22 protein-coding genes and 1 pseudogene are annotated in these 25,336 nt (G+C 65.8%); 5 read left to right on the top strand and 18 right to left on the bottom strand.

Annotated features, from left to right (window positions below):
- Positions 1-146: 146 nt before the first annotated feature.
- The 15 genes and pseudogenes from nusB to aspS form a co-directional block, all read right to left on the bottom strand.
- Positions 147-653: pseudogene (gene nusB, locus ACF3NP_RS03555) on the bottom strand (transcription antitermination factor NusB); the annotation flags it as partial.
- A complete protein-coding gene (efp, locus tag ACF3NP_RS03550) occupies positions 653-1,216 on the bottom strand; it encodes an elongation factor P (protein WP_181888509.1) in 564 nt (187 codons plus the stop codon). The gene efp and the pseudogene nusB, both read right to left, overlap by 1 nt.
- Positions 1,217-1,267: 51 nt before the next feature.
- A complete protein-coding gene (locus ACF3NP_RS03545; protein ID WP_181888510.1) occupies positions 1,268-2,359 on the bottom strand; it encodes an aminopeptidase P family protein in 1,092 nt (363 codons plus the stop codon).
- Positions 2,359-2,793, bottom strand: coding sequence for a type II 3-dehydroquinate dehydratase (gene aroQ, locus ACF3NP_RS03540; protein ID WP_181888511.1), 435 nt, complete (start codon positions 2,791-2,793; stop codon positions 2,359-2,361). Before aroQ ends, ACF3NP_RS03545 begins: the two co-directional genes overlap by 1 nt.
- A 2-nt stretch (positions 2,794-2,795) precedes the next feature.
- Positions 2,796-3,848, bottom strand: a complete 1,053-nt coding sequence (gene aroB, locus ACF3NP_RS03535; RefSeq protein ID WP_181888512.1) for a 3-dehydroquinate synthase — start codon at positions 3,846-3,848, stop codon at positions 2,796-2,798.
- Positions 3,849-3,872: 24 nt separating this feature from the next.
- The gene (locus ACF3NP_RS03530; RefSeq protein ID WP_236883491.1) at positions 3,873-4,352 is read right to left on the bottom strand and encodes a shikimate kinase; all 480 of its coding nucleotides are present in this window, start codon (positions 4,350-4,352) and stop codon (positions 3,873-3,875) included.
- 191 nt (positions 4,353-4,543) lie between these two features.
- The gene (gene aroC, locus ACF3NP_RS03525) at positions 4,544-5,767 is read right to left on the bottom strand and encodes a chorismate synthase (protein ID WP_181888514.1); all 1,224 of its coding nucleotides are present in this window, start codon (positions 5,765-5,767) and stop codon (positions 4,544-4,546) included.
- A 37-nt stretch (positions 5,768-5,804) separates the two neighbouring features.
- On the bottom strand, positions 5,805-6,230 hold the full coding sequence (locus ACF3NP_RS03520) for a prepilin peptidase (RefSeq protein WP_181888515.1): 426 nt from the start codon (positions 6,228-6,230) through the stop codon (positions 5,805-5,807).
- 10 nt (positions 6,231-6,240) lie between these two features.
- Positions 6,241-7,059, bottom strand: coding sequence for a shikimate dehydrogenase (locus tag ACF3NP_RS03515; protein WP_392398973.1), 819 nt, complete (start codon positions 7,057-7,059; stop codon positions 6,241-6,243).
- 3 nt (positions 7,060-7,062) lie between these two features.
- Entirely contained in the window at positions 7,063-8,190 is a 1,128-nt protein-coding gene (gene mltG / locus ACF3NP_RS03510) for an endolytic transglycosylase MltG (protein ID WP_392399128.1), read from the bottom strand.
- A gap of 23 nt (positions 8,191-8,213) precedes the next feature.
- A complete protein-coding gene (gene ruvX / locus ACF3NP_RS03505) occupies positions 8,214-8,702 on the bottom strand; it encodes a Holliday junction resolvase RuvX (protein ID WP_181888518.1) in 489 nt (162 codons plus the stop codon).
- Between the two features lie 146 nt (positions 8,703-8,848).
- The gene (alaS, locus tag ACF3NP_RS03500; RefSeq protein ID WP_181888519.1) at positions 8,849-11,512 is read right to left on the bottom strand and encodes an alanine--tRNA ligase; all 2,664 of its coding nucleotides are present in this window, start codon (positions 11,510-11,512) and stop codon (positions 8,849-8,851) included.
- A gap of 73 nt (positions 11,513-11,585) precedes the next feature.
- Positions 11,586-12,947: a replication-associated recombination protein A gene (locus ACF3NP_RS03495; protein ID WP_269509656.1), complete on the bottom strand. Its 1,362-nt coding sequence runs from the start codon at positions 12,945-12,947 to the stop codon at positions 11,586-11,588.
- An 11-nt stretch (positions 12,948-12,958) separates the two neighbouring features.
- Positions 12,959-14,221: a phosphotransferase gene (locus ACF3NP_RS03490; protein WP_181888520.1), complete on the bottom strand. Its 1,263-nt coding sequence runs from the start codon at positions 14,219-14,221 to the stop codon at positions 12,959-12,961.
- 7 nt (positions 14,222-14,228) lie between these two features.
- A complete protein-coding gene (gene aspS / locus ACF3NP_RS03485) occupies positions 14,229-16,049 on the bottom strand; it encodes an aspartate--tRNA ligase (protein ID WP_181888521.1) in 1,821 nt (606 codons plus the stop codon).
- A gap of 157 nt (positions 16,050-16,206) precedes the next feature.
- Between aspS and ypfJ the strand changes: the two genes are divergently transcribed.
- From ypfJ to ACF3NP_RS03470, 3 genes are read left to right on the top strand one after another with little or no spacing between them, the layout of a single operon-like run.
- Positions 16,207-17,130 carry a KPN_02809 family neutral zinc metallopeptidase gene (gene ypfJ, locus ACF3NP_RS03480; RefSeq protein WP_181888522.1) on the top strand — a complete coding sequence of 308 codons (924 nt, stop codon included), beginning with the start codon at positions 16,207-16,209 and terminating at the stop codon, positions 17,128-17,130.
- Between the two features lie 53 nt (positions 17,131-17,183).
- Entirely contained in the window at positions 17,184-17,906 is a 723-nt protein-coding gene (locus ACF3NP_RS03475) for a CBS domain-containing protein (protein ID WP_181888523.1), read from the top strand.
- A gap of 54 nt (positions 17,907-17,960) precedes the next feature.
- Complete coding sequence (locus tag ACF3NP_RS03470) at positions 17,961-19,355, top strand: L-serine ammonia-lyase (RefSeq protein WP_181888524.1); 1,395 nt, start codon at positions 17,961-17,963, stop codon at positions 19,353-19,355.
- A 3-nt stretch (positions 19,356-19,358) separates the two neighbouring features.
- On the opposite strand, the gene hisS is transcribed toward ACF3NP_RS03470, so the two are convergent.
- A complete protein-coding gene (gene hisS / locus ACF3NP_RS03465; RefSeq protein WP_181888525.1) occupies positions 19,359-20,645 on the bottom strand; it encodes a histidine--tRNA ligase in 1,287 nt (428 codons plus the stop codon).
- Between the two features lie 47 nt (positions 20,646-20,692).
- Complete coding sequence (locus ACF3NP_RS03460; RefSeq protein WP_181888526.1) at positions 20,693-21,328, bottom strand: MBL fold metallo-hydrolase; 636 nt, start codon at positions 21,326-21,328, stop codon at positions 20,693-20,695.
- 105 nt (positions 21,329-21,433) lie between these two features.
- On the opposite strand from ACF3NP_RS03460, the gene ACF3NP_RS03455 reads away from it, so the two are divergent.
- The gene (locus ACF3NP_RS03455) at positions 21,434-22,393 is read left to right on the top strand and encodes a peptidylprolyl isomerase (RefSeq protein WP_181888527.1); all 960 of its coding nucleotides are present in this window, start codon (positions 21,434-21,436) and stop codon (positions 22,391-22,393) included.
- A gap of 142 nt (positions 22,394-22,535) precedes the next feature.
- Entirely contained in the window at positions 22,536-22,835 is a 300-nt protein-coding gene (locus ACF3NP_RS03450) for a hypothetical protein (protein ID WP_070843972.1), read from the top strand.
- 225 nt (positions 22,836-23,060) lie between these two features.
- Here ACF3NP_RS03450 and ACF3NP_RS03445 read toward each other — a convergent pair whose 3' ends face one another.
- On the bottom strand, positions 23,061-25,313 hold the full coding sequence (locus ACF3NP_RS03445; protein ID WP_181888528.1) for a 5'-nucleotidase C-terminal domain-containing protein: 2,253 nt from the start codon (positions 25,311-25,313) through the stop codon (positions 23,061-23,063).
- Positions 25,314-25,336: the final 23 nt, after the last annotated feature.

The following is a 25,336-nucleotide window of genomic DNA, read 5'->3' as shown; positions in this document are numbered from 1 at the left end:
ACTTTCTGCCGGGCCCAGTACTAGCCGCGGGTCCCGTCCGTCGCCGGTTCCCCGGCCTCCAAGTCTTCGGTGGACTCGGCGATCTCGTGCGCCGTGGCTGCGTCGGTGTCCTCCGCCTGCTCCAGCCCGGAGTCCTCTGAGTGCTCATCGGTGGGGGCACTCTCGTCCTCTACCGGGTAGGCGTCTTCCGCGCCCTCGCCGGCAAACGGCGAGTTGGACGCTGCGCGCTGGGCGATGCCGTCGAGCACGACGTTAATGTACGGCGCTGCCTGGGCCCCGGAGTACTCCGCGGCCATCTCCACCCCCTCGGCGATGGAGATCGGCGCGTCCACCTCGTCGTTGAACAGAATCTCCCACGCCGCAACGCGCAGGATCTGACGGTCCACGGCGGGCAGGCGGAACAGCTCCCAGTCCTCGGAGAGGTGGCGCTCAATAGCGTCGTCGAGGTCGTCCAGCTTCTCCGCCGCGCCCGCGACGATGGTGCGGGTGTAGTCCGCCACCGGCGCGACTGCGTTGAGCGGGTCCTGGGACAGCTGCGCGCGATCCTCCACGATCGCCACAGGATCGATGTCGCGGGTCTCCGCCTCGAAAAGGATGTCTACTGCCCGGCGGCGCGCACGGTAACGCGCGCCGTGTCGTTTGTAAACGGGCATTAGTTGTTCACGCGAGACAGGTACTCGCCGGTGCGGGTGTCCACCTTGACCACGTTGCCGGTCTCCAGGAACAACGGCACCTGGATCTCAGCGCCGGTCTCCAGGGTTGCCGGCTTGGTGCCGCCGGTGGAGCGGTCGCCCTGCAGGCCCGGCTCGGTCTGCTCGATCTTCAGATCCACAGAGATCGGCAGCTCGGCGAACAGCGCCTCGCCCTCGTGGAAGGAAACCTGCACGCGCATGTTCTCCAGCAGGAAGCGAGCGGCATCGCCGAACTTGTCTGCCGGCAGCTCGTACTGCTCGAACGTCTTGTCGTCCATGACAACGTAGTTGGTGCCGTCGTTGTACAGGTAGGTCATGTCGCGGCGGTCAACGGTTGCGGTCTCCACCTTCACACCAGCGTTCCAGGTCTTGTCCACGGTCTTGCCGGTGACAACGTCCTTGAGCTTGGTGCGCACGAACGCCGGGCCCTTGCCGGGCTTGACGTGCTGGAACTCGATGATCTGCTGCAGCTTGCCTTCGTTCTTCAGCACCAGGCCGTTCTTGAAATCGGCGGTAGTTGCCATGGTAAGTACCTTCCTCCTGGGAGTATCGGGGCGTGTGCAAACACAGCAATGTTACAGCACTGTCAGTTCCTTGGTGTACTCCGTGATCACCTTCGGCGCCGCCGAGGTGATGATGAGCGTGTCCTCAATACGCACGCCGGCCTTGCCCGGGATGTAGATGCCGGGCTCGATGGTCAAGGTCATACCCTCCTCGAGCACGCCGGAACCGGTCTTTGCCGCGCTGGGAGCCTCGTGCACGTCCAGCCCCACGCCGTGGCCCGTGGAGTGCACGAAGTACTCGCCGTATCCGGCCTCCTCGATCACGTCGCGGCAGGCCTTGTCCACGTCCACAAGCTTCGTCCCCGGCACCGCCGCTTTCACTCCCGCGAGCTGGGAGGCGAGGGTGACCTCGTAGATCTCGCGCTCAAGGGTGCCGATCTCCCCGATCGCGAACGTGCGGGTCATATCCGAGTTGAAGCCGAGGCGGTGCATGCCGAAGTCGGTGGTGACCAGATCGCCCTCCGCGATCACGCGGTCGCCGGCGCTGTGGTGCGGCTTCGCCGAGTTCGGCCCGGATGCGACGATGGTGTCGAAGCTGACGCGCTCCGCGCCGAGCACGCGCATGCGGTATTCAAGGTCCGCCGCCACTTCCCGCTCGGTGCGGCCGGCGCGCAGCTCGCCGGCGTCCAACAGCCCCTCGAGTGCCTCAACCGTCAGCTCCGCAGCCTCCGTCAAGCGCGTGAGTTCCAGGTTGTCCTTGATCAGACGGATCTCCTCGATCACCCCGCTCACCGGCACGAGCGTGACCCCCTCGGGGCACGCCTCGCGCAACTTCTCCAGCTGGGCAACCGAAACGTAGTCGGCCTCGAAGCCAACGCGGTGGCCCTCGGCGGCCTTGGACAGCATGGCCACGCCGACGTTGCGCTCGATGGTGGCCGCAATGTCCGGCACTTCCTCGCCGATCTGGGTGGTGTAGCGCCCGTCGGTGGCAATTGCGGCGGTGCGGTCCTTCGACACCAGCATCGCGCCGTTCGACCCGGAGAAGCCAGACAGGTAGCGCACGTGGGTCAGGTGGGTGACCAGCATGTCGTCGATGCGGCGCTCCGCCAGCTTCGTGGACAGTTTGCGGCGACGGTCCTCAAAACGGGTGTCTGCCAATGCCATTAGAGCCTCCTTGCGTAGTACTCGAGCGCGAGCCGGTAGCCGTCCACCCCCAACCCCGCAATGACGCCTTCGGCGATCGGCGAAAGGTAGGAGTGCGCCCGAAACGGCTCGCGCGCGTGCACGTTGGAAATGTGCACCTCGATAAAGCCGTGGTGATCTTTCAGTTCTACCAGCGCGTCGCGCAGCGCGACTGAGGTATGGGTAAATCCGCCGGGATTAATCACCACGGCCCACCCGTTGTCCGCCGCCTCGTGCACCCAGTCGATCAGCTCGCCCTCGTGGTTGGACTGGCGGCACTCCACCTCCACGCCGAGCTCGCCGCCGCGCTCACACAATTGCTTCTCGACGTCCGCCAGCGTCACCGACCCGTAGATCTCCGGCTGCCGCTTGCCCAGCCTGTTCAAGTTTGGCCCGTTGAGCACCAGAATCTTCATCGCTACTCCGAAATCGCCTCGTACGCCGCGCGCATCTCTTCCACCGTCGCGTCCTCCAGCCGGGTGGCCGAGCCCAACCCGTCGAGGACGACGAAGCGGATACGCCCGTCGCGGTTCTTCTTGTCCAGCAGCATTGCGTCGTGCAGCTCGTCGAACGCGCCCGCCTCGTAACGGGTGGGAAGGCCCGCCTTTGTCAGGATTTCTTCGTGGAGGGCGACCAACGGGGCGTCGATAAGCTTCCTGCCCAATGACAGGTGGGCGACGAACATCATGCCCACCGCAACCGCGTTGCCGTGGCGCCAGGTGTAGTTCTCGCGGCGTTCAATGGCGTGGCCGAGGGTGTGGCCGTAGTTGAGAATCTCGCGCAGGCCGGACTCCTTGAGGTCCTGCCCGACAACATTCGCCTTCACCGCCACGGAACGGCGCACCAGCTCCGGCCAGTGGTGCTCGGCGCCGTCCTGGTAGAGCTCCAAAATGCGCGGGTCCGCAATAAAGCCGGTTTTGATCAGCTCGGCGGAGCCTGAGACCACTTCCGCCTCAGGAAGGGTGTCGATGCGGGCGAGGTCGATAAACACGCTGTCCGGCTCGTGGAACGCCCCGACGAGATTCTTGCCCGCCGCCGTGTTGATGCCGGTCTTGCCGCCGACGGCCGCATCCACCATGGCCAGAAGCGTGGTAGGCACCTGCACGACCTTGATGCCGCGCATCCACGTCGCCGCGGCGAAGCCAGCGAGATCCGTCACTGCGCCGCCGCCGAGGCCGACAACGACGTCCTGGCGGGAAAAGCTGTGCGCGCCGAGGGTGTCCCACAGACTGGAAAGCACAGCCAGGTCCTTGCCTGCTTCCGCATCCGGCACGCACACCGCCACCGGCTCCACACCGGCGGACTCAAGCTGCTGCGCAAACTCGCTTGCGGCATCAGCCAGCGGCACCTGGTGCACGACGAGTGCGCGGCGCGCGCCGACCTGTGCGACGCGCTGAGCCGCCTGGCCCAGGTTGCCGCGCCCGATATTGACCGCGTACGGGCTTTGCCCCGTCACCTCAACTACAGCCATGCGCCTCGCCTTTCTCCCGCAGGGCTAATCCACGTCAATGAACCCGAGGACTTCCGCCACCACACGCTGCGGTGGGCGCTCGTCCGTGCGCACGCGGAAGCTGGAGACCTCCCGGTAGAAGGACTCTCGCTGCTCCAAAAGGTCCCGGTAGCGCTGTTCGCGGTCCTCGCCGTCGAGCACCGGACGCGACGCATCCTCCGCCGTGCGGCGAATTCCTTCCTCGGCGGTGACGTCGATCCACACCACGGTGTGGCGCTGCAGGAGCGTGCGCACCTCTTCGGTGACAATCGCGCCGCCGCCGAGGCTGACCACCCCGCCGGTGGCGAGCGCGCGGGCCACGTAGCCCACCTCGAGCTCGCGGAAGGCGTCTTCGCCGAGCTCCGAGTACAACTCGCCGCAGGCCTTGCCCTCGCCCTGCTCCATGAGGAGATCGGAGTCCACGATGGGCAGGTTCAGTGCGCTGGCGATCCGCCGGCCGATCGTCGACTTGCCCGCTCCCGGCATGCCCACCAGCACAACACGCGGCGCGGAGTGCACCAATGCAGGCGCCGCAGTGACGAGTTCGGTCGCACTCGGCGCATCGTTCTCGTCGAACGGTGTTGCGCTGTCCGCGCCATCAGCGCGCGCGGCTTCCGGAGCGAGACCGTGCACCAAATCGTTGACAATATCTGCCGGGGATGCCCCGGCCGGAGTGGTCATGCCAAATCCTCCTCTCGGGCGAACGCGAGCCGGTCCGCCGCGTACGCGCGGTACGCCTCCACGTTGCGTCGAACCTCATCCACAGTATCGCCGCCGAACTTCTCCGACACTGCTTGCGCGAGCACCAGCGCCACCATCGCCTCAGCGACGACACCACCAGCGGGCACCGCGCACACGTCCGAACGCTGGTGAATGCCGGTGGCGGCTTCCCCGGTGGACATGTCCACGGTCTTCAGCGCGCGCGGGACAGTCGAAATCGGCTTCATGGCCGCACGCACACGCAACTGCTCGCCGTTGGTCATGCCGCCCTCGAGGCCGCCGGCACGGTTCGTGGAACGTGTCACGCCGCCCTGCCCGCGCACCATCTCGTCGTGCGCCTGCGAACCCCGGCGGCGGGCCTCCTCGAAACCGTCGCCGACCTCGACACCCTTCACAGACTGGATGCCCATCAGCGCGCCAGCCAGGCGCGCGTCAAGGCGGCGTTCGCCGGAGACGTGCGAGCCCAGGCCGACCGGCAAACCGTCCACGATGACCTCGACAACGCCGCCGAGGGTGTCCCCGTCCTTCTTCGCAGCCTCGATGCGGGCGACCATGTCCGCCTCCGCTTCTTTGTCGTAGGCGCGGACCGGGGAGGCGTCGATAGCCTCAATGTCCTCGACGCTCGGGTGCGGCCCTGCGTACGGGGCGGACTCGCCGATGGAGATCACGTGCGAGAACACCTCCACACCGAGGGTTTCGCGCAGGAAGCTACGGGCCACAGTCGCAGCCGCCACGCGCGCCGCGGTCTCGCGCGCGGACGAGCGCTCGAGCACCGGACGGGCGGAGTCGAAGCCGTACTTGATCATGCCCGCGAAGTCTGCGTGGCCCGGGCGCGGGCGGGTCAGCGACGCGCCGCGCCCGGACGACATGGCCTTCGCCACCTCCGGATCCTCCATGTCCACGGGTTCCGCGGACATGATCGTGGTCCACTTCGGCCACTCGGTGTTGCCGATCTGAATGGTGATGGGGCTGCCGATGGAGGTCCCGTGGACCACGCCGGTGAGAAGCGTAAGCTCATCGGCCTCGAACTTCATGCGTGCTCCACGCCCGTATCCGAGCCGGCGGCGCGCCAGCTGGTGGGCGATGTCTTCCTTGCGCACCGGCAATCCAGCCGGCGCGTTTTCCACTAACGCAATGAGGGCTTGGCCGTGCGACTCCCCGGCCGTTGTCCAACGAAGCATGGCGACATTCTTGCACAAGCCCCGCCAAATTCGGCCCTCAAACCCCCGAATACATACACAAAAAAGGAAACAGCGCCCATCCGGCTCCAAGCATCGACGGCCCGTGCGGCACCGCGCGCATCCCCGTAACGACAGCGACAGCAACACTGAGCAGGCCCGATAGCCCAATCGCCGCGACGACGCCGAGGGGCCCTCCCACGGCCGCGCAAGCCACCCCGAGCGGTACCGCGAGCTTGACGTCTCCCCCGCCAATTCCGCGGCCCACGAGAAGGTACAGCGCCGGCCACACCAGCCCCCACGCCAACGGCGGGTGCCACACGCACGCGATGGCAGCCGCCACCGCAGGCGGGACAGTCAACGGGTCCGGCAACCTGCGCTCGCGGATGTCGTAGGCCCCCAGCAGCGCCGACCACCCGAGAAAAACCACCCCTGCCGCAAACGCGGCGTATCCCCCGATCCCCATGCCCGCGAGGTTAGTGGGACTGCTCCCAGTGGCGCAACAGCGCCTCACGCATCGCCTCGCGCGGAGCGTCAACGCCGGTGAACTGCTCGAACTGGGCGTAGGACTGCCCCGCCAGCATGGACAACCCGCCCACCACCGGGTAGCCGTTCGAAGCGGCACGAATCGCTAGCGGGGTCGGCCACGGGTTGTAGATCACGTCGAACACCGGAGCGTGCCCGAGCTGTTCAGCGTGCTGCTCCAGCACATCCGCGGGCACAGTGGACGCGACGACATCGGCCTGCAGCGCCACGCTCTCCAAGTCAGCGTCGTAGGTGCAGAAGGACACATCTATCCCCTGCGCCAGCTCCACATACTCAGCAGCACGGTCCGAACGGTTGACCACCGTGACCTGTTCGCAGCCGAGCTCGCGCAGCGCCCACATCACCGCCCGTGCGGTGCCGCCGGCGCCGACAAGCACGGCGCGCTTCGGAAGGGTGTGCCCCAACATCTCCCTCAACGCCACTAGGGCGCCCTCGCAATCGGTGTTGTCGGCGCGCCAGTGGCCGTCGACACGCGTGAGTGTGTTCGCGGAACCGATCTGTTGCGCGCGCTCAGTCACCTCGTCCGCAAAATCCAGCGCCGCAAACTTGCACGGCATGGTCACCGAGAAGCCGCGGTAGGTCTCGCCGGATTCCCGCACGACCCGGGAAAGCTCCTCTGCCTGGCAGAGAATCCTGGTATATTCCCAGCCCTCAAGGCCCGCCGCCTCGTACCCGGCGCCATGCAGCACCGGAGACAGCGAGTGCGCGATGGGCGAGCCGAGGACCGCTGCGCGGTGGGTGATCTCCATGAGCTAGCGCTGCGAGTCCAGCACGCCGGAGTCCACCGCACGCTGGGTGTCGTTGAGGTGCTGCTCGAAGGTGTCGTTGAAGATGGTCGTGCCGTCTTTGTCCACGGTGACGAAGAACAGCCAGTTGCCCTCGGCCGGGTGCTCCATCGCCTCGATGGCCTCGATCGACGGAGAGGCGATCGGGGTCTGCGGCAGACCGTCCATGGCGTAGGTGTTCCACGGGGTCACCCGACCACGGTCCTCGTCGGTCGTGGCGACCTCGACGGACGGCAGGCCGTAGTTGACCGTGGAGTCGAACTCCAGGCGCATCGGCTCATCCAGACGGTTGAGGATCACTCGCGCGACCTTGTCGAACTCGCCGGCCGGAGCCTCGCGCTCAACCAGCGACGCCGCCGTGAGCAATTCGTACGGGGTCAGGCCGACAGCCTTTGCGCGGCCGACAATGTCGGTGGATTCGTACTGCTTGGCGGACCGGGTGATCAGGTCAGTCAGGATCTCCTCCGCGCTCGCGTGCGGATCAATGACGTACTCGCCCGGAGCGATCAGGCCCTCAAGACGCTTCGCGTCGCCTGCGCGTCCGGCCACCGTTTCTCGCGCCCACTCGGGCACACCGAGGGCTTCCGGATCTGCATCCGCCGCAACCTTGTTCAGATCCTCCAGATTCACGCAATCAGATGCTGGCTTCTCGCCGCACGCGGCCTGCTGAATCATGGTGAGGATGCCCAGGCGCTTCTGCCCGCCGAGGATGTTGATGTCCATCAAGGTCGCGCCGCCGTAGACCTGCAGCGGCGTGACGCGTTGCTGCGGGTCGAGCAGCGCGTCCACGGCGGACTCGGCGCTCATCTCCCCCTGCAGGCGGTAGAAACCGGGCTGGATGTTGTCGGCGTTTTGGTTGTTCGCCGCAGCAGTCTGGAATGCGTTGTCGGAGGCGACGATGCCGCGCTCTTCAAGCTCCGGGCCGAGCGCGGACAGGCTTGCGCCCTCCTTGATCTGCACTACCTGCTCCTCGCCGTTGCCCGTGCCCTCGTAATCCGACACGTTGTTGCCGCGGGCGATGGCGATCCAGGCGATCAAGCCGATGATCAGCAGGAGCGAAGCAACCAGCACTGCGGTGCTGCGTGTGCGCCGCATGGCGGCCTGTCGTGGGGTCACGGTTAAATCTCCTTGAGGTAGTTCTTGCGGCCGTCCAGCCATGATTGCAGAATCTCCACCGCCGCCGCCTGGTCGATCACGGCGCGCGCGTCCTTTTCGCGCACGCCTGAAGCTCGCAGCGCGTGCGTGGCGGCGACCGTGGTCAGTCGCTCGTCCGCCATTTTCACCGGCACGTCGCTGCGCCGCTTGATGCGGAACGCGATTTCTTTCGCGTGCTTGACGCTCTTGGAGCCGTCGCCGTTGAGGTTCGACGGCAGTCCGACAACGACCTCCACGGCGTCGAGCTCGTCGATAAGCTCAAGCAAACGCTCGATGTCTTCGCCGTCGCGGTCCTTGAACCCGGTGACCCGGCGGACCGTTTCCACCGGGGTGGCAAGCGTCGCGTCCTTGTCGGAGGAGGCCACGCCGATGCGGACGGTGCCCACATCAATGCCGATGCGGCGGCCCTGCCCCGGGTCGTCAACCCCCGGGGTGTCTGGCTGCACCTTCATCCGTGTGTCCTTTCCACCTTCGACGGCTACGTAAACAACAGACCGGTTACCGGCGGGGCGGTTAACTGGCCTTAGTTAAACCTAACCGTTTCCTGTGGAACCGGCGGGGCGCTTCTTCGGCGTGTCACGCATTACAGCGCTGGTTGTCAGGCGAGCGACTCACGCACTGCGCGCAGCGCGTCCTCGATTCCGGCCGGGTTTGCACCGGTGCCCTGCGCCAGGTCCGGCTTTCCGCCGCCCTTGCCGTCGACGTACTGGCCGATCAGCTTGACCAGGTCACCGGCCTTCACGCCGGACTGAACGGCCTGCGGCGTCGCGGCTGCGGCCAGCGACACCTTGCCGTCCACCTGGGACAGCAGCACGATCACTGCGTCTTCTGCCTGCAGCTTGCCCCGCAGGTCGTTGGCGATCGTGCGCAGGTCGCCGGTGGTGATGCCTTCGGGCAGCTGCTTTGCGACGACTCGGTGCACGCCGAGCGTCTGCGCCTCATCCGCCAGGTTTGCGGTGGACGCCAGAAGCTGCTGACGGTGCAGGTTCTCAATCTCCTTCTCGGCCGCGCGCAGGCGCTCGGTCAACTGGGCGATTCGGTCCGGCAGCTCCTCGGTCGGGGCCTTCAGCTCCGCAGCCAGGCCGGACGCAAGCGCGGCCTCCTTGGACAGGAACTTGAAGGAGTCCATGCCGGAGTACGCCTCGATGCGGCGGGCGCCGGAGCCGACGGAGGATTCGCCGAGGACGGCCACCGGGCCGATCTGCGAGGCGTGCTCGACGTGAGTGCCGCCGCACAGCTCAATGGAGAACGGCCCGCCGATCTCCACCACGCGCACGGTGTCGCCGTAGCTCTCGCCGAACAGCGCCATCGCGCCCATTTCTTTCGCATGGTCGAGAGAGGTTTCAATCGTGTTGACTGCGAAGTCCGCGTCCACCGCCTGGTTGGTGATGGTGGCGATTTCCTCGAGCTGCGCGTCCGTGAGCTGGTCGGTGTAGTTGAAGTCGAAGCGCAGGTAACCCGGCTTGTTCAAGGAACCAGCCTGGACTGCGGTGGGGCCGAGCACCTGGCGGATCGCGGCGTGGATCAGGTGGGTCGCGGAGTGCGCCTGGCGAGCGCCGTGGCGCCACGCCTCGTCCACCTCGGCGGTGACGGTGGAGCCCAGATCGAGCCCGCCGTTTTGCACCGTGGCCTTGTGCAGCCACAGTTTCTTGCCCACTCGCTGCACGTCGTTGACGTTGAGGATGGTGTCGCCCATGAGCAGGCGGCCGCGGTCGGCCATCTGGCCGCCGGATTCGGCGTACATCGGGGTCACATCCAGGATGACCTCGACCTCGTCGCCTTGGGCGACCTCGCCGACCTTCTCGCCGCCGCGCACCAGGCCGATCACCTTCGCGTCGTGGGTGAGCTGGTCGTAGCCCACGAACTCGGTCGGGTTGGCGTCCACCCATTCGCGGTAGAGCGACTCGTCCACATTGCGGTGCTTCTTCGCCTTGTTGTCGGCCTTGGCGCGCTCGCGCTGCTCCTGCATGGCGGCGTTGAAGGCGTCCATGTCCACGTCCAGGCCAGCCTCGCGGGCCATCTCCACGGTCAGGTCGATCGGGAAACCGTAGGTGTCGTGCAGCTCGAAGGCTTGCGCGCCCGGCAGGACCTTGGCGCCGGATGCGGAGACGGCGGAGGCGGCTTCGTCGAAACGCGAGGTGCCCGCCTCAAGTGTCTTGGAGAACGCCTTCTCCTCGGCTACCGCCACGCGCAAGATGCGCTCGCGGTTGTCGTCGATCTCCGGGAACGACGGGGTCATCGTGTCCATGATGGTGTTCATCAGCGTCTCCATGACCGGGCCGGTCGCTCCCAGCAGGCGCGCGGAGCGGATGATGCGGCGCAGCAGGCGGCGCAGGATGTAGCCGCGGCCCTCGTTGGACGGGGTCACGCCGTCGAGGATGATCATCATGCCGGTACGTGCGTGGTCGGCGACGACGCGGAAGCGCACGTCGTCGTCCTTGTTGCCGGCGTCGTACTTCGCGCCAGTCAGCTCCACGGCAGCGTCGATGACGGGGCGCAAAAGGTCGGTCTCGTAGACGTTGTCCACGCCCTGCAGGATGCAAGCGACGCGCTCGATGCCCATGCCGGTATCGATGTTCTTCTGCGGCAGCTCACCGACGATATCGAAGTTGCCTTTCTTGTCGCCCTCGCCGCGGATGGACTCCATGAACACGAGGTTCCAGATCTCCATGTAGCGGTTGTCGTCGGCGACCGGGCCGCCCTCGACGCCGTATTCCGGGCCGCGGTCGTAGTAGATCTCCGAGCACGGGCCGCAGGGGCCGGGGATACCCATGGACCAGAAGTTGTCTTCCATGCCCATGCGCTGGATGCGCTCCTCCGGAATGCCGATCTTGTCGCGCCAGATCGAGGCGGCCTCATCGTCGTCCAAGTAGACGGTCACCCACAGGCGCTCCGGGTCCAGGCCCAGCCCGCCGTCCTCGACAGCGCCGGTGAGCAGGGTCCAGGCGTGCGTGATCGCGCCTTCCTTGAAGTACTGGCCGAAGGAGAAGTTGCCGGCCATCTGGAAAAACGTGTTGTGGCGGGTGGTGATGCCCACTTCCTCGATGTCCAGGGTGCGCACGCACTTCTGGATGGATGTGGCGGTGCCGTTTGCGAAATCCGGAGTCTGGTCGCCCAAAAAGTACGGCTTGAACGGCACCATGCCGGCGTTGACGAACAGCAGCGTCGGATCGTCCAGAATCAGCGGAGCGCTGGGCACCGGGGTGTGTCCCGCCTCGACGAAGTGGTTGGTGAACCGCTCTCGGATCTCATGGGTCTGCACGCGTGATTGTCCTTTCAGCAGCGCCGGTTTTTATCCGCGCTTACTCTACCCCGCGCCTCGACGCCGCCAGGTGTCACCGCCCGCGGACGAGGTCCCTCAGCCGCCCGATGTAGTCCTTGATGCGCCGCTCCGCCCCGTGGTCGGTGGGTTCGTAGTACACGGCGTCTTCGAGGCCGTCGGGCATGTACTGCTGCTTCACGACGCCCAAAGGATCATCATGCGGATAGACATAGCCCACCGCATTGCCCATGGCCTTCGCCCCTTCGTAGTGCCCGTCACGCAGGTGCGCCGGCACCGGCGGGGCGTGTCCCGCGCGCACGTCCGCCAAGGCCCGGTCGATCGACTGGATCACCGAGGGCGACTTCGGTGCCGTGGCCAAATGAATCGTCGCCTGCGCGAGCGCCAGCCTGCCTTCCGGCATGCCGATGAACTGCACTGCGTTCGCCGCCGCGTTGGCGGTCTGCAGCGCGGTCGGGTCCGCCATGCCGATATCTTCGGATGCGTGGATGACAAGGCGCCGGGCGATAAACCGTGGGTCCTCCCCCGCCTCGATCATCCGCGCGAGATAGTGCAGTGCGGCATCCACGTCGGAGCCGCGGATGGATTTGATGAACGCGCTGACGATGTCGTAGTGCTGATCGCCGTCGCGGTCGTAGCGCACTACCGCACGGTTGACGTTTTCCTTGACAGTGTCGACGGTGATTGTCTCCCCCGGCTGCACCGCTTCGGCCGCGGCCTCCAAGTAGGTCAGCGCGCGGCGTGCATCGCCGCCGGCGAGGAGGACAAGTTGGTCCCGTGCGGCGTCGTCAAGCTTGAATGCGCCGTTGAATCCGCGCTCGTCCGCCATCGCCCGGTCGAGCACCCTGCCCAAGTCCTCCGCATCGAGGGACTCCAGCTTCAGCAGCAGCGAGCGCGACAAAAGCGGCGCAACCACGCTGAAGCTCGGGTTTTCCGTGGTCGCCGCGACAAGCAGCACGGTGCGGTTTTCCACGGCGGCGAGCAGCGCATCCTGCTGCGTCTTGGAAAAACGGTGCACCTCGTCGATGAACAGCACCGTCTTCTCCCCGCGGATCAGGTCGCGGCGCGCCTCGTCGATGACGGCACGCACCTCTTTCACGCCAGAAGACAGCGCCGAGAGCGCGACGAAGTTCTGCCCCATCGCAGACGCGATCAACGAGGCGATCGTGGTCTTGCCGGTCCCCGGCGGGCCGTAGAGGATCACGGAGGCGGCCCCGGAGCCGTCGATAAGCCTGCGCAACGGTTTGCCCTCACTGAGCAGGTGGCGCTGGCCCGCGATCTCGTCGAGGGTCCGCGGCCGCATGCGCGCGGCCAACGGCGCGGACGCCCCCGCCTCAAAAAAGGCAGTCCCGCGGTTGCCGGAATCGCCGCGGCTGTTGTTGCCGCCTGCGGCAGCGAATAGTCCCTCTTGTTCCACGCGCACCTCTCTTAGCGCAAGCGCTCAGCCAGCGTTTGCGCGAACTCGCTTATCGTGCGGTACGCGGGGTCCTTGCCGGTGCCCGCGAACGCGGCGAGGGACTCGAACGTCTCGCGCAAGTCCCGGCGCACCAGCGCCTCATCGGCGGTAAACGGCCCCTGCGAGTGCGGCCGCAGCACATCTCCGGCGTAGTCCGCAGAGTGTTCTTCGGTTTCGGCGCTCGCTTCCAACGGACCCAGGTCGGACACGTCAAGGCCAGCGGCCTCGAAGTCCTCCTTGAGCTTGGCGTCGTGTTCCACCAACTCGGCTGGGCTCACCGGATCCAGCATGGCCACGCTACTCATCGCCCAGCCGATGAGCCCCGCAGTAATCCGCGCCTGCAACGTATCCGGGTGCTCCACGCTCGGCCAGATGCCGCGCACCTCGCTCACCCACGCGTCGATGAACGCCTCGGTGGCGGCGGCGTTGAACGGCTGCGCCGCAAGAAACACCGGGAAGCGGGCAACCACAAACGCCACATCGAACGTGACGTCCCTGTAACCCGCCCACTCGTAGTCCAGGAAATGGAACGAGTTGCCGGTTTGGATGATGTTGTCCGGCGTCAAGTCGAACGGGGTGAACGCACGCATCCCGCCGCGCAGTAGCCGGGTAAGCACGTTCGTGGCGGCGAAGCGGACCTCGCCAGGAATGTCGATTCCAGCCCGCTCCAGGAACTCCACGCCGATACGGATGCGGTGCGACAGCAGGCGGTCACGCAAAAGCTGCAGGTTCGCCGAGTTCTTCCGCGAACGCGTCATGCGCTGAAACAGCACGTTGAACGCGTCTTCATCGTCCGCGGTACCGGCGTGCATTTTGCCCAGCGCGCGGCCAAGGCGGCGCAGGAGATCCACGTGGGTTTCCGGGTCCGCGTCCTGCAGCAGGTCCGCGAGCGTGCGGCCGTCACCCAGATCCGAAATGATCAGGATGCGCTGCGCGGTGTCGTAGCCCAGCAGCACCGGGCCCGGGCGCACTTCCTCGCTTAACGACGTGGCGAACTGGTACGCCACCGTCTCGCGCAGAAACGCCGCATCCGCCAGCTCGTCGCCGGTAGCCGGCGAGTGCTTCACCACCACCGAGCGGTGCTGGAAAAACGGGTTGTTCACAACACGTGCCCGGAACACGTCCGCAAGCCCTGAGCCGTCGAGCCTTTCGACGTCGACAAGCTGCTGCTCGCCGCCGTAGCGCTTGGTCAGTATGTCGGCGGCTGCGCGGATGATCTCCTGCGTATCGCCCATCGCTGGCCTACTTTTCGTCGCCGGCCCCGGCCTCGCCGCCCTGTGCTTCGGCGTCCTTCTTCGGCTTGAAGTCCACGCCGGTCTCCTTGCGCTGCTCCGCCGGGATCGGCGCCGGAGCATCCGTCAGCGGATCGACGCCGCCGCCCGACTTCGGGAAGGCGATGACGTCGCGGATGGACTCGAAGCCGCCGAGTAGGGACACGATGCGGTCCCAGCCGAAGGCGATGCCGCCGTGCGGCGGGGCACCGTACTGGAAGGCGTCCAGCAGGAAGCCGAACTTCTCGTCTGCTTCCTCGTCGGTGATGCCCATGACCTCGAACACGCGCTTCTGCACGTCGTGCTCGTGGATACGGATGGAGCCGCCGCCGATCTCGTTGCCGTTACAGACAATGTCGTAGGCGTACGCGAGCGCCTCGCCCGGGTTCTCCTCGAAGTTGTCCAGGTACTCCGGCTTCGGGGAGGTGAAAGCGTGGTGGACGGCGGTCCACTTGGAGTGGCCGAGAGCGACATCGCCGGAGGCCGTCGCATCCGCGGCCGGCTCGAACAGCGGCGCGTCGACGACCCAGGTGAACGCCCAGTCGCCGTCCTTGATCAGGTCCAGCTTGCGGGCGATCTCGCCGCGGGCTGCGCCCAGCAGCGCGCGGGACGCCTTCGTCTCACCTGCCGCGAAGAAGATGCAGTCGCCCGGCTTTGCGCCCACGTGCGCGGCAATGCCGGCCTTCTCCTCGTCGGTGATGTTCTTGGCCACCGGACCGGTCAGCTCGCCGTCCTCCTGCACGAGGATGTACGCCAGGCCCTTCGCGCCGCGCTGCTTCGCCCACTCCTGCCACGCGTCGAGCTGGCGACGCGGCTGGGAAGCGCCACCGTCCATGACCACAGCGCCAACGTACTCGGCCTTGAACACGCGGAAGGTGGTGTCCTTGAAGAACTCGGTGCACTCCACCAGCGGGATGTCGAAGCGCAGGTCCGGCTTGTCGGAGCCGTACTTCTCCATCGCTTCCTTGTAGGTCATGCGCGGGATGGGCGTCTGGATGTCGTAGCCGATCAGCTTCCACAACTCGACCAAGATCTCCTCGGCGAGCTTGATGATGTCGTCTTGGTCCACGAAGCTGGCCTCAACGTCCAGCTGGGTGAACTCCGGCTGGCGGTCCGCGCGGAAATCCTCGTCGCGGTAGCAGCGCGCCAGCTGGTAGTAGCGCTCCATGCCCGCCACCATGAGCAGCTGCTTGAACAACTGTGGCGACTGCGGCAGGGCGTACCAGGAGCCCGGCTTCAAACGAGCCGGCACCAAAAAGTCGCGTGCGCCCTCCGGGGTGGAACGGGTCAGCGTCGGCGTTTCAATCTCAGTGAAGTCGTGGCTGTCCAGCACGCGGCGGGCAGCCTGGTTCACCTTCGCGCGAAGACGAATCGCCCTCGCCTGGCGCTCGCGGCGCAAGTCCAGGTAGCGGTAGCGCAGGCGGGCTTCCTCGCCGACCTCGCTGGAGGAAGCGTCCTCGATCTGGAACGGCAGGGCCGCGGCCTTGTTGAGCACCTTCAAGTCGGTGACGTTGACCTCAATCTCGCCGGAGGCCAAATTCGGGTTGGCGGACCCCTCCGGGCGCGGCTCGACGGTGCCGGTGACCTGGATGACGTACTCGCTGCGCAGGTCGTGCGCAGCCTCGGCCACCTCGGACTCGCGGAAGACCACCTGGGCCAAGCCAGAGCGATCGCGCAGGTCGATAAAGATCACGCCGCCATGGTCGCGACGACGGGCCACCCAGCCGGTGAGCGTGACAGTTTGGCCGTCCAGTTCTTTATTCAGGTTCCCCGCAAGGTGAGTGCGCAGCAAGGTATCCACGTCCTTCCACGTGATGGCAAATCTAACCTGTAAAAGTTTACCCGCCGTCTCGTCGCAGTGCGCCCGGCCCCTCTCGCTGATGGGGCGACACAGGCGCCAACCGACCCAGATCCCACACGTGCCCTAGTTATTTGGCACAATTCTGGCCATGACTTTCAGAGGCGATTACGCACAGGGCCAAGGCGGCAACGTCAATACCAGCTCCGGCGGCGGCCGCGGAGGCGGCGGCTTAGGCAACGGCGCGATGATGTTGCTGCCGCTCCTGCTGCGCGGAGGCGGCGGCGGAACCATCATTTTGGTCCTGCTGGCGCTGCTGTACTTCAGCGGCGCGTTTGACGGCATTCTCGGCGGAGGGGGCGACTCCCAGTCGCAGTCCCAGGGCGAATACTCCCTGGAGCACTGCCAGGAAGCAGGTTCCTCCAACGAGTACGACGACTGCCGGGCAGCCGCAACGATGGGATCGCTAAACGCCATCTGGGCCGACGTGCTGCCCGCCCAGTCAGACACCCAGTTCACCAAACCGGAAATGACCATCTTCAAGGGCAGCGTGAACTCCGGTTGCGGTTACGCCAGCTCGGACACCGGACCGTTCTACTGCCCGCAGGACAAAACCGCCTATCTGGACGTGAGCTTCTTCGACCAGCTGTCGCAGCTCGGCGGCTCTAACGGGCCGCTGGCGCAGGAGTACGCCACCGCGCACGAGTACGGCCACCACATCCAGAACCTTGAGGGCACCCTGGGCCTAAGCGACTACAAGAATCCGGGCCAGGATTCCGCCGCGGTGGCAATCGAGCTGCAGGCCGACTGCTACGCGGGCCTGTGGGCGCACCACGCCTCCAAGGGTGACAACGCCGCTCTGGAGCCGATCACCGACGAGCAGCTGCAGCAGGCTCTGCAGTCCGCGCAGTCCATCGGCGACGACAACATTCAGAAGCGCTCCGGCGGCGAGGTCGATCCGGACGCGTGGACCCACGGCTCCTCCGAGCAGCGCATGCAGGCGTTCAAGTCCGGCTACGAATCCGGCCAGATGTCGTCCTGCGACACGCTCAACCGCGGCGTGTACAAGAGCTAAACCGCCTCTGTTCCGCACCGCTTTCGAAACGGCACGGCGCTACAGTGGCCGGCATGAGCAATGCTGAGCCCAACCGCGCCGTGCCGTTTCTTGCTGCGTTCAACTCCATCGAGAAGTTCTTGCGCAGTGAACTCGATGCCAAACGGTCCGATTCGTTTTCCTGGATGGCCAGGCTGGCGGCGAAGAAGGGAGTCATCACGCTCGAGCAGTCTGAGACGCTGCAGGAGTTCGCGGATCTGCGCAACGCGATCAGCCACGGCGAGTACGACAACCTGCGCCCGATCGCCGAGCCGCTGCCGGAAACTGTCGCTGAGATCGAGCGGATCCGGGATTCCCTGCTCGCCCCGACGCTGGCCTTAGACGTCATTGAGCACCAGCAGGTGGTCACCTTCTCCCCCGACACCGACATCCACGAGCCGTTGGACATCATCGCCTCGCAAGGCCTCGCCCAGTTCCCGGTCTACGACGGTGGCGAGTGCGTCGGTTTGCTCACCACCAACGCGATTGCGCGGTGGCTGGCGGCGGAGCTGCGTGACGACGACACGATTGCGGCAGGCACCGTGGCCGAGGTGCTCGAGCACAGCGGCAAATTGGACCAGCCGATTTTTCTGCCGCGCACCGTCACCGCCGCAGCCGCGGTCGAGGCGCTGAGCACACCGCTTGCCTCCGGCGCGGTCCCCCGCCTCGCCATCATCACAGAGCACGGAAAGCCCACTCAGAAGCCGCTGTCGGTGCTGGGTGCGACCGGCATTCCGGCCCTCGCCCAGGAAGCGTAAAACACCGCTTTTCCTGTGGCGCCGCGCACCTTTTCGTGCTGTAGTATCCCCGGCATGTCTGCAAACTTTGTGAGCGTTGTCGACCTGTTCAGTATTGGTATCGGCCCCTCGTCGTCCCACACTGTGGGCCCGATGCGCGCGGCCCAAGCATTCATTGACAAACTCGACACCTACCCAGCCAAGGTGCTGGTTGAATTGCGCGGCTCCCTGGCAGCCACCGGCGTCGGCCACGGCACCGACCGCGCTGCCCTCTTGGGCCTAGTCGGCTACACCCCCACCACCACGTCTGCCGATATTGCGCCGAAGCCGGGTGAGCCGATTCCCTCCACCGGCACCGTTTCCGGGCCCATCGGCACCGTTGAATACGAGCTCAGGTTCGACCCTGCTCCTGTCGCCGCACACCCGAACTGCCTCATTTTCGACGCGTGGGATGCAGACGGCAACGTGCTCGCAGAGCGCGAGGACTACTACTCCGTCGGCGGCGGGTTTATTCAGGACCGCTGGGAGATGGAAGCGCACCGCGACGAATCCGGCGTCGCGGCAGCGCGCGACATCCCGTCTGTGCCTTACCCCTTCGACACCGCGGCCGAACTCATGCAGCGTTGCGACGAGACCGGCCTGACCATCGCGGAGATCATGCGCGCGAACGAGGAGTCCATCCACGGCAGCGAGAAGCTCGACGCCCACCTGGACGCGGTGTGGAACGTGATGCAGGAATGCGTCGCACACGGCTTGAAGACGGATGGCACGCTGCCCGGCGGGTTGAACGTCAAGCGGCGAGCGAACCGCCTCCACCGCCTGCTCACCGCCGAATACCAAGCTTCCACTGCGCGCGGGCTGGACGCGATGGAGTGGGTCAACCTCTACGCCTTGGCTGTCAACGAGGAAAACGCCGCGCACGGCCAGGTTGTCACCGCGCCAACGAACGGCGCGGCCGGCATCATCCCCGCGGTGATGCACTACTGCCGCGACTTCACCGACGATTTCACCGTAGAGCGCGCCCGCGAATTTTTGCTCACTGCCGGCGCGGTCGGCTCGATCATCAAAACCAACGCGTCGATTTCCGGCGCCGAGGTCGGTTGCCAGGGCGAGGTCGGCTCCGCGTCTTCCATGGCTGCCGCAGGCATGTGCGCCGCCCTCGGAGGCACGCCTGCCCAGGTGGAAAACGCCGCCGAGATTGCCCTCGAGCACAACCTGGGGCTGACCTGCGACCCCGTCGGCGGCCTCGTGCAGGTGCCCTGCATCGAGCGCAACGCCATCGGCGGCGTGAAGGCCATCAACGCGGCGCGCCTGGCCAAGCTGGGCGACGGCACCAACATCGTCACCCTCGATGACGTGGTGGAGACCATGGCCGCCACCGGCCGCGACATGATGACGCAGTACAAGGAGACGTCCATGGGCGGCCTGGCGGTGCAGCTAGGCCTGCCGGTGAACATCACCGAATGCTAGTAACTAGGCTCCCGTGACCGCCTGAGTCACCGCCTGAACAGAGAGCTCCACGGACTCCTGCGAGTGTTCCGCGAGGTTCTTCACCGCCACCTCGCCGGCTTCCAGCTCGCGCTCGCCGAGCACGAGCGCGTACCTCGCACCGGCGCGGTCGGCGCCCTTCATCGAGCCCTTGAGTCCGCGCTGCCCGTAGGACATGTCGGCGGACACGCCGGCGGCGCGGAGCTCGTCGATAAGTTTGCTCATCTTCACGCGAGCCTCGTCGCCGATCGCGATGCCGAAGACGTCCACGCGGTGGGCCGCCTCGTCCAACTCCACGCCTTCTGCCTCAAGCGCGAGCACGGCGCGGTCCACGCCGAGGCCGTAGCCGATGCCGGACAGGTCCGGGCCGCCGATCTGGGCCATAAGACCGTCGTAGCGGCCGCCGCCGCCGATGCCGGACTGCGCGCCCAGGCCGTCGTGGACGAACTCGAAGGTGGTCTTGGTGTAGTAGTCCAGGCCGCGCACCATGCGTGGATTGATCACGTACGGCACGCCGAAGCTGTCCAGCGCCGCGGTGACGGCCTCGAAGTGGGCGCGGCACTCGTCGCAGAGGTGGTCCAGCATCAGCGGCGCATCCGCGGTCATCTCGCGGACCTCTTCGCGCTTGTCGTCCAACACACGCAGCGGATTGAGCTCTGCGCGCTTGCGGGTCTCCTCATCCAACGGCAGGTCGAAGAGGAACTCCTGCAGCTTCTCCCGGTACGCCGGGCGGCAATTCCTGTCGCCGAGGCTGGTCAGCTCCAGACGGAACCCGCTTAAGCCGATGGCGCGGTAGCTGCGGTCCGCCAGCGCGATGACCTCAGCGTCCAGCAACGGATCGTCCATGCCGATGGCCTCAACGCCCACCTGCTGCAGCTGGCGGTACCGGCCGGCCTGGGGGCGCTCGTAGCGGAAGAACGGGCCGTAGTAGTTCAGCTTCACCGGCAGGTAGCCGCGGTCCATGTTGTGCTCGATGAAGGAGCGCATCACGCCTGCGGTGCCCTCCGGGCGCAGCGTGACGGAACGGCCGCCGCGGTCCTCGAAGGTGTACATCTCCTTGCTCACCACGTCCGTGGACTCGCCCACACCGCGGGCAAACAGCGTCGTGTCCTCGAACACCGGCAACTCAATGTGCTGGTAGCCGGCGATGCGCGCCTGGCGGGCGAACTCGTCGCGCACATGGATAAACGCCGCCGATTGCGGCGGCACGTAGTCCGGCACGCCTTTCGGGGCGGAAAGCTTCTGAAACTGGTCGTTCTTGTTCTCGCTCACACCGCGCAAGTCTAGTGCAGGCAACCTCGCCCGGGACGAGTGCCCGATTAGCGGTCGGCGTTGGCCTGGCGCAGGTACGGGTTGGTTGCGCGCTCCTGTGCAACGGTCGTGGCGGGACCGTGGCCGGGCAGCACCTGCAGCTCGTCGTCCAAGTCCCACACCGGCCCGCGGAGGCTCTCCTGCATCTGCGCCGGGTCCGAGTCCGGCAGGTCCGTGCGGCCAATCGATCCGCGGAACAGCACGTCGCCGGAAAAAACCACCTCGTCCGCAACCAGCATCACGCAGCCCGGCGAGTGCCCCGGTGCGTGCACGATCCGCAGGTCCACTCCTGCCACGGTCAGCGTCTGCCCGTCCTCAAGTGGCGTCGGATTGTCGATTGGGGGCATGGCGGAGGCGTCGTAAAGCTGGCGCGCCTGCTCGCTCACCCCCTCGCCGCGCAGCAGCATGAACGCGTCCGCTGGGTGGACAAACGTCTCCACCCCGAACGCGGCGGCGTCGCGGATGTGGTCGATGTGGCCGTGCGTGAGCACCACCGCCTCCACGTTCAGCCCCTGCTCCTGCGCCATCTGGCTCACCGCTTCATGCGCGCCCAGCCCCGGATCGATCACAAACGCGCGATCCCCGTTGGCAACGACATAGCAGTTGGTTTGAAAAGGTCCTGCTGCGAAACCGGCGATTCTCATGCTGGCCACTATAACGGTGCTGATAGGCTTTCTAGCCGTTCAAGGGCGGATGCTTATCGACGTCTACTCCGCCCATCCCGACAAATTGGCGAGGTGTAAACCCCAGTGGCATCGAACGAAAAGCGCGGCAAGGAAGCCCTGTCCCACCTGAAAAGCGAGCTGGATTCGCGCGACCGCAAGGAGAAGTCCCGCCCGTGGTCGGTGGCGGCGATCTCCGCGGCCGTCATCGCGCTGATCGGCGGCGGCATCTACTTCGCGGCCAACAACGACAGCGGCGAGGACCTCGCCGCCTCCGAATCCACCGCCGCGTCCGAGGCCACCACCGAGGAGCAGGAGCCGTTCGACTCGTCGAAGTTCGAGCCGATCGCCACCAAGCGCGAGCAGGCGCTGCCGGCGACTGTGAACTGCACTTACAACGAGGCTGACGAGCAGGGCGGCGACGGCGTTGGCACCCCGAAGACCGACGGCGTGTCCACCGAGGGCACCCTCACCGTCGAGCTGGACACCAACCAGGGCCCGATCGGCATGGAGCTGGACCGTGCGGCCTCCCCGTGCACCGTCAACGCCGTCGAGTACCTCGCCGAGGAAGGCTTCTACAACGACACTGTCTGCCACCGCCTGACCACCGGCGACGGCCTGAAGGTGCTCCAGTGCGGCGACCGCGCCGGCACCGGCGCCGGCGGCCCGGGCTTCCAGTTCGCAAACGAGCTGCCCACCGACCAGGCACTCGAGGGCATCGACCTGTCTGAGGCGGGCATCCCAGAAGGCGCGTCCGAGGAAGAGATGATGCAGGCCAAGACGATGATGCTGCAGCAGAACAGCCAGCCGCAGCGTTACGACCGCGGCACCATCGCTATGGCGAACGCCGGCGTGGACACCAACGGCTCCCAGTTCTTCCTCAACTACGGCGACTCCGTGCTGCCGCCGCTGTACACCTACTTCGGCCACATCGACGACGAAGGCCTTTCCACCTTGGACAAGATTGCCGAGGCCGGCGTCGAGGGCGGCGAACAGGACGGCGCCCCGGCAGACGAGGTCCGTATCAAGAAGGCGACCGTGAAGTAGCAGCGGGCAGTAACGCTTCAGCCCGTTGAAGCGACGTAGCTCTGGGAATCGCCTCAGAGCTTACTGTCCTAGGTAGCGCTCTACCAGCGCACCCGATAGCATTCCGAGAAGCACACACATTTTTACGAGTGAGGAAAATTCGATGAAGCTTCGCACCAGCCTTGCAGCGGCAGCAACCGCCACCGCGGTCATGGTTTCTGGCGCCGCAGTCGCCGACGCAGCTCCGACGGTCAACGACACCGCAGAGAGCAAGTCCAAGGACTCCGGCGGCAAGGACTCCGACAAGAGGACCATCAAGGACAGCCTGTCCTCCTCGAGTGAAGAGGGCTCCTCTATCGAGGACATGAGCCCGGAGGAGCTGAAGAGCTGGATCGCCGTGGTCACCGCGATCATCGGCATGCTCACCCAGGTGCTGTCCATCGCGTCTAAGTTCGCGCGTTAGAGCCACCGCGTTCTCGCACGGGGCACACTCGCGCCGCTGCGCAAAACACAACCGGCTACCTACTACCGGCTACCAGCGAAAATTTCCGTTGGTAACCGGCTCTAGGTAGCCGGTTCTTTTCGTTCCAGCCCCACGACCGCGCCAACGGCGACGCCGCCGCTCCCCCTCGCGGGAAACGGCGGCGTTGTCGCGTGCAGCCTCTATCAGGTCAGGATCGTGCTCGTCCTACTTGTTGTTGTTCAGCAGCGCGATCGGGCCAAGCACGGAGTCAATCGGGAACGCCAGCGCCAGCGGCAGCACGAGAGCCAGGACAGCGGCGATGATGCCGAGAATGACGCCAATCGGAGCGTCGGAGGAGGAAGAAGCGGAGCTTTGCTCCTCGGTCGGCTTCTGCTCCTCGGTCGGCTTCTCTTCCGGAGCCGGCTTCTGCTCCTCGGTCGGCTTCTGCTCCTCGGTCGGCTTCTCTTCCGGAGCCGGCTTCTGCTCCTCGGTCGGCTTCTCTTCCGGAGCCGGCTTTTCAGCCTCGGCAACAGTTACCGGCAAGGACACCTTGGTGCCTTTGTCGGTGGTGATCTCCAGGGTCTGCTCGCCGGACACGCCCGCCGGGATCTCCAGCTCAATCTTTGCGCGGCCCTGCTCGCCTAAGCCCTTGTCGGCGTCGGTGACCGCGTTGTCGACGTCGGCGGTAGCCGTTGCCTCGCCCACCTTCGCGGTGACGGTCTCAGCCTGCGCCTCGCCCTCGGAGGAGTAGCTCAGGGAGGTCAGCTCGATGGTGTTCTTCTGGCCAGCCTTCAGACCGCCCTCCGGGAGCACCACGCCGACGTCCTTTTGGCCCTCACGGACCTGGGCGTCGCCGGTCTGCAGGTAGTCCACAAATGCCTGCAGATCGTTGTAGCCCACATCGTTGCGGTCGCGGACTTCGTCAGCGTTGATCAGGGCGTCGCCACCGTCGAGCAGGAAGGTCGACGCTGCAACGGTGTAGTCCTTCTCCGGATCCACGGACTCGCCGTTGATCTGGATGTCCAGGATGCGGTTGCCACGCTCAGCGTTCGGGTTGTACGTGTAGGACACGTTGTCGGACAGGCCCATGTCCAGACGCGGGCGACCCGACTTTGCTGCAACCTCCGGGGTCTGCCACTGATTCTCCAACGCTTCCTTGATGGCGGCGCCGGACAGCTTGGCAACAGCGATGTTGTTGCCGAACGGCTGGACGGTGGCGGCCTGTTCGTAGGTCACATCGCCCTTGGTCAGGTCCGCACGAACACCGCCGGCGTTCATCACACCGAAGTCGATCTCGGTGTCGAGGAATGCGGAAAGCGCAGCGACGGCGGACTGCGCCAGCATGTTGTTCGCGGTGGACTCGGTGCCGCGGTTGGAGCCTGGCTTATCCTCCGGATTGGAGCCACGCTTGAAGTCGGCGGCGATGTTGGCGACGACCTTCTGGCCGAGCTCGCTGGCAATCTTGTCTGCCTCTGCAACGATCTTCTCAACCTCGGCATCAGGGGTGATGCCGAGCTCCTCGAGCTGCGACGCCTCGATCTGGCGACCGTCGACCTCGACGAGCTTCTTCTCGGCCTTATCGTAGGTGAAAGCAATATCGGTGACGACCTTGCCGTACTCGTGGGACTGCGCGTACGGAACCTTGCCGTCGCGGTCGAGCTCCAGGCGCTTGATGTGGTCATCGCCACCGAATACGAAATCGACGTACTTCGCGTCGAGCTTCGGTGCGCTGGTGTGGGCCGGATCGTGAATCAGAGCGATGACGAGGTCAGCCTTGCCGGACTCCTTGAGCTTCTTGGCCTCGACGTTGACCTGCTCGGCGGAATCCGTGAACTTCACACCCGCAACGTTGGCCGGGCTGGACTTTTCCGGGGTGAGGTTGGAGGTCGTGCCCACCAGGGCAACCTTCACGCCCTCCTTCTCCACGATGGTGTACGGCTTCACCGGTTGCTCGCCATCAACGAAGATGTTCGCGCCGAGCTGCTTGTCATTGGTGCCCGGAACGATGCGGTCGATCAGGTCCTGGTAGCCCTTATCGAACTCGTGGTTGCCCACAGCGGAGCCGTCGGTGCCGATGGCTTTGATGAAGTCCATCGTGTACTTGTCGTCGGAGATGAAGGAAACGAACGCCGAGCCACCCTGGTTGTCACCGGAGGTGGTGACGATGGTGTTCGGGTTCTGCTCACGCAGGTAGTTCATGATGCCCGCGACATTGGCGGCACCCATCTCGTCGCCGGCCTTCGGGGTGATTTCCTTGACTTCCTTGCCATTCTCGTCGAGGACCGGGTTGCCTGCGGCGTCCTTCACCGTGGTCGTGGACGGGTTGTACTTCAGGCGACCGTGGAAGTCGGTGATGTTGGCAACGTTGATGGTGACCTGGTCAGCCTCAGCTGCTGCAGCGAACGGTGCTGCGGTGAGCACCACAGCGGTCGTGGTGGTTGCGGCGATCAGGGCGCCAGCGCGACGGAAATCAAACACGGGAGACTCCTCGGTGTCGGGGG

It is taken from the genome of Corynebacterium lehmanniae, assembly GCF_043161975.1.
In the GTDB taxonomy this organism is placed as follows: Bacteria; Actinomycetota; Actinomycetes; order Mycobacteriales; family Mycobacteriaceae; genus Corynebacterium; species Corynebacterium lehmanniae.
Note: the sequence above shows the minus strand (reverse complement) of the source record. Positions and strands in the feature narration are given on the sequence as shown.